The organism is Burkholderia sp. TSV86 (assembly GCF_001522865.1).
Classification (GTDB): domain Bacteria; phylum Pseudomonadota; class Gammaproteobacteria; order Burkholderiales; family Burkholderiaceae; genus Burkholderia.
Genome location: NZ_LOWB01000107.1, coordinates 22,796 through 30,827, shown reverse-complemented (window position 1 = coordinate 30,827; position 8,032 = coordinate 22,796). Strand labels below are relative to the sequence as shown.

The following is an 8,032-nucleotide window of genomic DNA, read 5'->3' as shown; positions in this document are numbered from 1 at the left end:
GTGGCCTTTGCTCGTGACGCGCATGGGGTCTATGCCATTCACCGAGTATGGACCCGCATTCCGAGTGAGCGCCGGGCGCAGCGCATCCAATCCGTGAATGCGGCCGATCGCAATCAGGTGACGCACGGTTGCATCAACGTGGCCGCCGACGTGTACGACGCGCTCGTGAACTGCTGCTCGACCGGGCAGTTGGTTATTCAGGACTGAGCTTTCTTCATTTAGGGATGCCGACCTGCATGCGGTGCGTCCCAATGCCGTCGCCGAAGAGGCGCTGCTTAGGATTGGCACGCTCTACGAGCTCGAAGAGCAGATCCGCAGCAAGCCACCCGACGAACGACATAGCGTTCGCCAGGCGCGAGCAGTGCCGCTGCTCGGCGACATGAAGTTGTGGTTCGAAGCGACGCTCGCCACGCTCTCTGCGAAATCCGACACGACCCAGGCGATCCGATACGCGATGAACCGCTGGGCCGCGCTCGCCTACTACTGCAGCGTGCGTAAATCGACAAACTGATCGCCGAGCGAGCACTGCGCGGTGTCGCTCTCGGGCGAAGGAACTATTTGTTTGCCGGCGCCGACTCCGATGGCGAACGTGCGGTGGCAATGTATAGCCTGATCGACAGGGCACGCTTGAACGGCTTCGATCCCGAGGCGTATCTCGCCTATGTACTCAAGCGCATCGCTGATCATCCGATCAACCGTATCGACGAGCTCCTGCCTTGGAACGTGGCGCCGTCGCTGCCGTCTATCACTCACGTCGGGCCTATTCGATAACGTCGCGAATCTCTGTCCTCAACAACCTCCGCTACGGTGCTGCTCGAGCGCTTACGCTTCGAACGGACATAGGTGGCCAGCAACTCATGGCACCGTTCGTATTCGCAATGCCAAGACTTAAGAGAATTTAAGAGAATTCTTGGTCGGGTTGCCCAGTTGCCTGATGGTTGCCCTGATGCACTTAGCCAACTTCAAGTAGAGCCGAACCACTCGCATGAGGTCCTCGTACGAGTACATGAACTACCTCCAGCTAGTCCAAGTTTTCGTCCGCACCCCTGTTGCAAGGCGCGTTCGCGAAACTGATCGGCGTCTTGGCGTGTACGTTCGAGGAGTGGGAACAGGGATGCCGTGAACCGACCGGCGCAGCACGAACACTGCGGCGTGTCGCCATGCGGCATCCGGAAGCATTGAAAGACATTCAGGCTGCCTAATCAAATCAGGACGGATCATCGAAGGCACATAATGAGCAAGTCCAGAGGTCACGTTCGCACGAATTTCACGGACCCTCGCCCGAAGAACAGGATGGGAATTGCTATCCCAGTGGTCCCTACCCACTCGCGTCCCCATCTCCCCCGATCAACGCGTGTCGTTTTTTTACATACGCATGTCATTTTTCGAAATGAAAATTTCGGATAACGAATATAAGTTTGAGTCTCACCCTGATCTCGTTCGAGACGGTGGATACTCAAGCTGCAACATGAGAGGAGTCTCACGATGCACAATCGACACACAGTCCATCCCGACGGCGGCCGCGCCATTGTGCGTCTTGCGCCCCCCGGCCGTCACGCCGGACGCGCACTTGTTTCGACGCGCTGTGCGCTCGTGGCCGTCCTCAGTTGCGCGCTGCTCGCTGCCTGCGGCGGTGACGACGCCGGTTCGCCGGCTGCCTCCCAGCTCACGCAAGCGAACACACTGGCCCAGGCACCATCCGCCGCCCCTGCCGATGCGCCCGCGCCAGCCGCTTCTGCCCCGATCTGGCGCTGCGCGACTGCCTGCTGAACCCATTTTCAACCGGAAAGCGTCACGCCCACGCGCCCAACTGTGCGCGGCCGCCACGCCGCACGCTTCTGACCCGTATCGAGATCGGCCATGCAAAACAAAACCTTGTCCCGACGTCAATTCCTGACCGACACGCTGAAACTCGTCGGTGCCTCCACCACGGCCGGCCTGCTGCCGGAAAGCATCCTTCGTGCGCAGTCTATTCCCGCCGCGAGCACGACGGGCACGATTCAGGACGTCAAGCATATCGTGATCCTGATGCAGGAAAACCGCTCGTTCGACCATTACCTCGGCAATGTCGCCGGGGTGCGCGGGTTCGGCGATCCGCGTCCGGTGATCCTGCCGTCGACCGGCTACCCCGTGTGGTACCAGCCGACAGGGACTTCATACGTGTTGCCGTTCCGGCCGACTCCATCGTCGTCTTCGGGCGCGAAGAACTCGGATACCTATTTCGCCGGCCTAAACCACGACTGGAACGGCGGTCACTCCGCCTGGAACGCAGGCCGTTACGACAACTGGGTGCCCGCCAAGTCGCGGCAAACGATGGCGTACTTTACAAACCAAGACATTCCGTACTACTACGCGCTCGCGCAGGCGTTCACCGTCTGCGACAGCTACCACTGCTCACTGCTCGGCCCGACCAATCCCAACCGGCTCTATCTATGGACGGGCTGCTGCGGCAACGTCGCCGGCGCGTCGCCGAGCATCGACAACAATACATACGGCGCAAGCTGGACGACGTTGCCGGAGCGCCTCAACCAGGCAGGTATCACGTGGAAGTTCTACCAGGACAAGGGCCAGGGCCTCGATCGCAACAGCGGCTTCGGGGAATACTCGACCGGCAAGACCAACGATCTGTGGTGGAACGGTAATTACGGCGACAACACGCTACTCAACTTCAAGCAATATCAGAATCTCGCGGCCACCGACCCACTCGCGCCCGCGCTCAATGGCACGCAGATCGATCCGAAGGGCAACGGCAAACCCTATGACACCGGGTTGTTCAAGCAACTCCAGGACGACGTCGTCAACGGCACGCTGCCACAGGTGTCGTGGATCGCCGCGCCGTATGCGTATACTGAGCACCCGTCATGGGCGACGAGCGGTGGTGAGTGGTACGTCAGCAATGTGCTGAACGCGTTGACGGCCAATCCAGCCGTCTGGGCCAGTACGGTCCTGTTCATCACCTATGACGAAAATGACGGCTATTTCGATCACGTACCACCGCCCGTGCCCCCATCGCTCAACAGTGGCAAGTCGAATGTTAGTACTGCCGCGGAGTTCTACAATGGCAATACCGGCAAGGCATCCGACGGTTCGGTTTCGGGCGATCAGCAGATCGGCCTGGGCGTGCGCGTGCCGATGGTCGTCGTGTCGCCGTGGTCAAAAGGCGGCAAGGTCAATTCCGAAGTGTTCGACCACACGTCGGTCATCCGCTTCATCGAGACGCGCTTCGGCACAGCCGCGACGCCGCTTCGCGAAAGCAACATCTCCGCTTGGCGACGCGCGGTGTGCGGCGACTTGACGTCGGCATTCGATTTCTCTACGCCCGATCAGGGCAACGCGTCGATAGGCATCGCGAGCAGCAACATGGACCCGAACGGTCCGGTCGTGTCGGCGTCGCCGCCCAATCCGCAGGCGCTGCCGCCGTTGTCGAGCAATCGCCGCGCGGCCTGCCGGCTGCCCTACGAGTTTTTCGTTGCAGGGCAGGTCGACCGTTCTGCGAAGACGGTTCGGTTGACATTCACCAATACCGGGCAAGCGGGCGTCAGCCTGCAGGTGCGGCGCGACACCGTGTCCGCCGCGCCTCGTCATTACACGGTCGCTGCCGGAAATGCGGCATGCACGAGCGTGCAGGACACGCTCGCGCTGAACGCTGACGGCAGCTATGACCTGACGATTCACGGTCCGAACGGCTTCCTGCAGGAACTGCGCGGTGGCATCGGCGCAGGTCAATCTGGGTCGGCCGCCGAGGTCCGGCTATGCTACGACGTGCGCAATGGCAACGTCCGTATCACGCTCGATAATACGAATAGCAGCCAAGCATGCGTGTTCCGGCTCGCCGACAACGCATACGGCAAGAATCCCGACGCCACCGTCACCGTGGCTGCTGGCGCATCGCAAGATGTAGTGTGGACGGGCGATGCAGGCTGGTACGATGTCAGCATTCGTACGATCGACGACGTGGCCTACTTCCGTCGCGTCGCCGGTTGCGTGCAGATGCAGACCGGCACACTGCTGACAGATTCTGCGATCGGCAACACCAGCCAGTTCACGCCAAGATTCACAGCGCAGGGTACGTCCTCTGCCACGCTGCGCTTCGATTACGTGACGCCACCGTGGCGGCACAGTCCGAAGAACTGGATCGGCGTCTACAAACGCGGGACACAGCCCGGTGCAGGCAATCCGTCGCTCGCGTGGGTTTACGCGCCGCGCAGCGCCGGCTCGGTGATGCTCGGGAGCCGCAGCGGCAACGCGGCGCTGCAGTCGGGTCAATACGACCTGTGGTATCTGTTCGACGATAGTTATCAGGTACTGGCAGGACCAACGCTATTGACGATTTAAGCGTAAGCAATGATATGAACGCGTCCCATCGATAGAGCGTCAACTACTTTGAGCTGACGCACCGAATCAGAAATGGGTCGCCGACTTTACCTATATCTGGACGGCTGAAGGCTGGCTGTTCGTTGCCGCCGTGATGGACCTGTACTCGCGCCGCATCGTCGGCTGGTCGATGAGCAATACGATGCATGCAAAGATGGTGGCCGATGCGTTGCTGATGGCGCTCTGGCGTCGAGGGCGGCCAGCCGAATTGATACGCCACAGCGACCAGGGCAGTCTGGACCGAACTGCCGGAAATGATGGCCTACTACCCGGCACTGATGACCAATGCCAAAAGGTTGGTATGAGGTGAGTTTTTAGGATTGCGGCGCGCGCCAGAAAAGACTTTTTGCGTCTTGTCATTGGCGTCGCCTGAGCGATTGACGCGATTAGACCGGAAAAGTCATGCGTGAAACGCTACGTTGACGGACATCCTGTCAGGTGGAAAGACCGCCGGGACGCCGAACATCAGACGTGTGCGGTCTGCTCTCAGACGAAAAAACATCGATGCTGCCCGGCTTCAGCAACCGGCGGCTGCAGCCATAGAAAATTGCAAACGCGCGATGATCGAAAATTGCCGTTATTTTTCGGACACTCGTTCGGCTCATGGGCTGGAGGCGCTACGAGTAAGCAACAAGTCTTGGCCGTTAGGTAGAACAAGCACACCCTGAACGCCCTAACGAGCTAGATGCTTACGCGACACGACGCTTGATTCCCTCCGTCCCCTTACCAAAGGTATCGCACATGGCGAAGCCCAAGGACGGTGCTCGTGGAAATCGCCCCACGCCCAGTCCATCCGATTCACGGTATCCTTGCCACTGGAATCCTTGGAGGTCCATGGACGTTCGCACCGTGAAAACGCCTCTTCTAGCGTCTAACGTTTGCTAGCTGGTTTGTGAGTCGCCAGCCAGTAAAAACCCCGCAGAACCTGCATCCAGCGGGGTTTTAGCCTAATCTCTGGCGGAGAGAGGGGGATTCGAACCCCCGATAGGCTTTCACCTATACACGCTTTCCAGGCGTGCGACTTAAACCACTCATCCATCTCTCCAGCAAGACCGAGAGTATAGCAAATTCCGCCGCCCTTCTGCCAAGCATCGCGTCTGAGCGAGGACGGGCGCCCACGCCGCCCGCAACCTCAGCGGTTCACGGATGCCGGATGTAATCGACCAGCGCATCCGTGTACCCATCCGGCCGCCGATCGAACAAACTGACGACGATCGCCACCGCAAAGCCCGCCGGCACGCCGAATACGCCCGAGCTGATCGGATCGATGCCGAACCATCTCGGCCCCGCGAAGCCCGTGATCTGCGTGAAAAGCGGGTACGTCGACACGATGTAATAAACGCACACCGCCAGCCCCGTCACCATCGCCGCAACCGCGCCGCGCGTCGTCGTGCGTTTCCAGAACACGCCGAGCACCAGCACCGGAAAAAAACTCGACGCCGCAAGGGAAAACGCCGCGCCGACAAGAAACAAAATCTTCCCGGTATTCAACGAAGCAACATACGACGCAAACAGCGCAACGCCCAGCAGCAACACCTTCGAGATCGTCACGCGCCGCTGGCTCGTCGCATCCGGCGCGACCATGCAGTAATAGACGTCATGCGACAGCGCATTCGCAATCGTCAGCAGCAATCCGTCCGCCGTCGACAGCGCCGCGGCAAGCGCGCCCGCGGCGATCAAGCCCGACATCACGTATGGCAGCCCCGCGATCTCGGGCGCCGCCAGCACGACGATGTCGGGCTGCATCCGTATCTCCGACCAATGAACGACGCCATCGCGAAGCTGATCGGTGATGCTGACAAGTTCAGGCTCGAAGCGGTGCCATTGCGTGACCCACGCAGGCAGATCGGTAAACGGCAGCCCGACCAGATTCGACAAGATCTCGTATTTGATCAGCACCGCCAACACCGGCACCGTCAGGTAAAACAGCGCGATGAAAAACAGCGTCCAGCCAACCGACCGCCGTGCGGACGCCACCGATGTCGTCGTGTTGTAGCGCGTGAGTATGTGCGGCAAGCTCGCCGTGCCGATCGACAAGCAAAGCAGCAGCGCCAGAAAATTCCGCTCGCGCAGCCGATGATCGGCGTCATTGGCGGCTGGGAACGGCTGATGCATCGGCACCGGGTCGGCGGCGCGCGCGAGCAGATCGTCACGCATCTGCTCCCACGCAGCGCGCGCCACCGCCGGATCGCGCGGAAACTCGGCAAGCGAGCGCTCGCGCTGCCGGATCTCGCGCAGCGGCCCGTTGTGCTCGCGCAATTGCGCCACCTCGCCGACGAGCCGCGCACGCGCATCGTCATATGAAGCCGGCAGGCGATCGAGTTGCGCCTGGATCTCGGCGGCTTGCTGCCGATAGGCGTCGCGTACCTGCCGCTCGCGCGGCGCGTCGCGCACCTGCATCTCGAGCGCCTCGACACGCGACATCAACTGCCCGTAGGTGAATTGCGGCACGGGGCCAAGCCCGTGCTTCATCGCGATCAACGAAACCGGCAGCAGAATCGCGACGATCAGAATGACGTATTGCGCAACCTGGGTCCAAGTGACCGCGCGCATTCCGCCGAGAAACGAGCAGACGAGAATGCCCGCCAGCCCGCAGAAAATGCCGATCGCGAAATCCACGCCGATGAAGCGCGTGGCGATCAGGCCGATGCCTTGTATCTGCGCGACGAGGTAGACAAACGAGCACAGGATCGCCGCAAACGCCGCGAGCGCACGCACGAGCGTGCTCGAATAGCGCGTGCCGAGGAAGTCGGGAATCGTGTAGCGCGCGAGCTTGCGCACGTATGGCGCAAGCAGGAACGCGACAAGGCAGAAGCCGCCCGTCCAGCCCATCAGATACGCGAGCGCGTCGTAGCCGGTTGCGTACAGCGAGCCGGCCAGGCCGATGAACGATGCGGCGGACAGCCAGTCAGCGGCGGTCGCCATCCCGTTGAACATCGACGGCACACGCCGCCCGGCGACGTAGTATTCGACGAGATCCGACGTGCGCGACAGCAGCCCGATCGCCGCATAAACCGCGATCGGCACGAACAGAAACACATAGCCGATCCAGACGCCGGAGCCCGTCGCGCGCTCGATGCGCCCGAGCAGCAGCACGAACGCAATGAAGCCTGCGCTATACAGCGCATAAGCGCGAACGAGCCGGTTCGTCAGCATGGGCCGGGGTCCGTCGGCGCGGCGGCGTCGCGTTCCTGACGGGCCGCGTAGGCGTCGTAAGCGCCCCGCAGCGTCTTGTCGGCGCGCTGCATCAGAACGATATAAACGACGATCAGCGCCACATAAACAAGAATCGCGCCTTGCGCGCCGAGATAGAACGGCAGGCTGAAGCCCGCGAAGCGCAGGTGCGCAAGCACGGTCGCGAAAAACGGCACGACAAACGAGACCAATGCGCCAATCGCGCTCAACACGGCGATCAGTGCGACATTGAAGCGCCAGTAGTGCGCATGCGCGCGCGCAAGCGGCTCGGGCACGAGCGGCGGCTCGGCGGGATGCGGGGGCGTCGGGGACGATGAAGCGGCCATGCGCTTGTGTAGCAAAAAGCCCCGGCGCGGACAATCGGGATTGCCGCGCAGGGGCTTGTTCCGGCGGTGGCGCGGGTGTGCCGCGCGCCCGTCAATGGTGATGCCGGCCCCGCCTGCACCAATACGGGCCGCCGATC

Annotated in this window: 3 protein-coding genes, 1 tRNA gene and 4 pseudogenes; 4 read left to right on the top strand and 4 right to left on the bottom strand. The window is 61.5% G+C overall.

Going from position 1 to position 8,032, the window contains the following annotated elements; translation table 11 throughout:
* Positions 1-207: pseudogene (locus WS68_RS29045) on the top strand (hypothetical protein); the annotation flags it as partial.
* Between the two features lie 22 nt (positions 208-229).
* Positions 230-771 (top strand): annotated as a pseudogene (locus WS68_RS19400) (IS66 family transposase); the annotation flags it as partial.
* 44 nt (positions 772-815) lie between these two features.
* Here WS68_RS19400 and WS68_RS28480 read toward each other — a convergent pair.
* Positions 816-1,008 (bottom strand): annotated as a pseudogene (locus WS68_RS28480) (IS3 family transposase); the annotation flags it as partial.
* 852 nt (positions 1,009-1,860) lie between these two features.
* On the opposite strand from WS68_RS28480, the gene WS68_RS19395 reads away from it, so the two are divergent.
* Positions 1,861-4,335: a phosphocholine-specific phospholipase C gene (locus WS68_RS19395; RefSeq protein WP_059572293.1), complete on the top strand. Its 2,475-nt coding sequence runs from the start codon at positions 1,861-1,863 to the stop codon at positions 4,333-4,335.
* A 52-nt stretch (positions 4,336-4,387) separates the two neighbouring features.
* Positions 4,388-4,609, top strand: a pseudogene (locus tag WS68_RS26575) (DDE-type integrase/transposase/recombinase); the annotation flags it as partial.
* A 720-nt stretch (positions 4,610-5,329) separates the two neighbouring features.
* Here WS68_RS26575 and WS68_RS19385 read toward each other — a convergent pair.
* The 3 genes from WS68_RS19385 to WS68_RS19375 all read right to left on the bottom strand — a co-directional run bounded on the left by WS68_RS19385 (position 5,330) and on the right by WS68_RS19375 (position 7,895).
* Positions 5,330-5,419, bottom strand: a tRNA-Ser gene (locus WS68_RS19385).
* A gap of 95 nt (positions 5,420-5,514) precedes the next feature.
* Positions 5,515-7,530, bottom strand: a complete 2,016-nt coding sequence (locus WS68_RS19380; protein ID WP_059572291.1) for a sodium:solute symporter family protein — start codon at positions 7,528-7,530, stop codon at positions 5,515-5,517.
* On the bottom strand, positions 7,524-7,895 hold the full coding sequence (locus tag WS68_RS19375; RefSeq protein ID WP_059572290.1) for a DUF4212 domain-containing protein: 372 nt from the start codon (positions 7,893-7,895) through the stop codon (positions 7,524-7,526). Before WS68_RS19375 ends, WS68_RS19380 begins: the two co-directional genes overlap by 7 nt.
* Between the last annotated feature and the right edge of the window lie 137 nt (positions 7,896-8,032).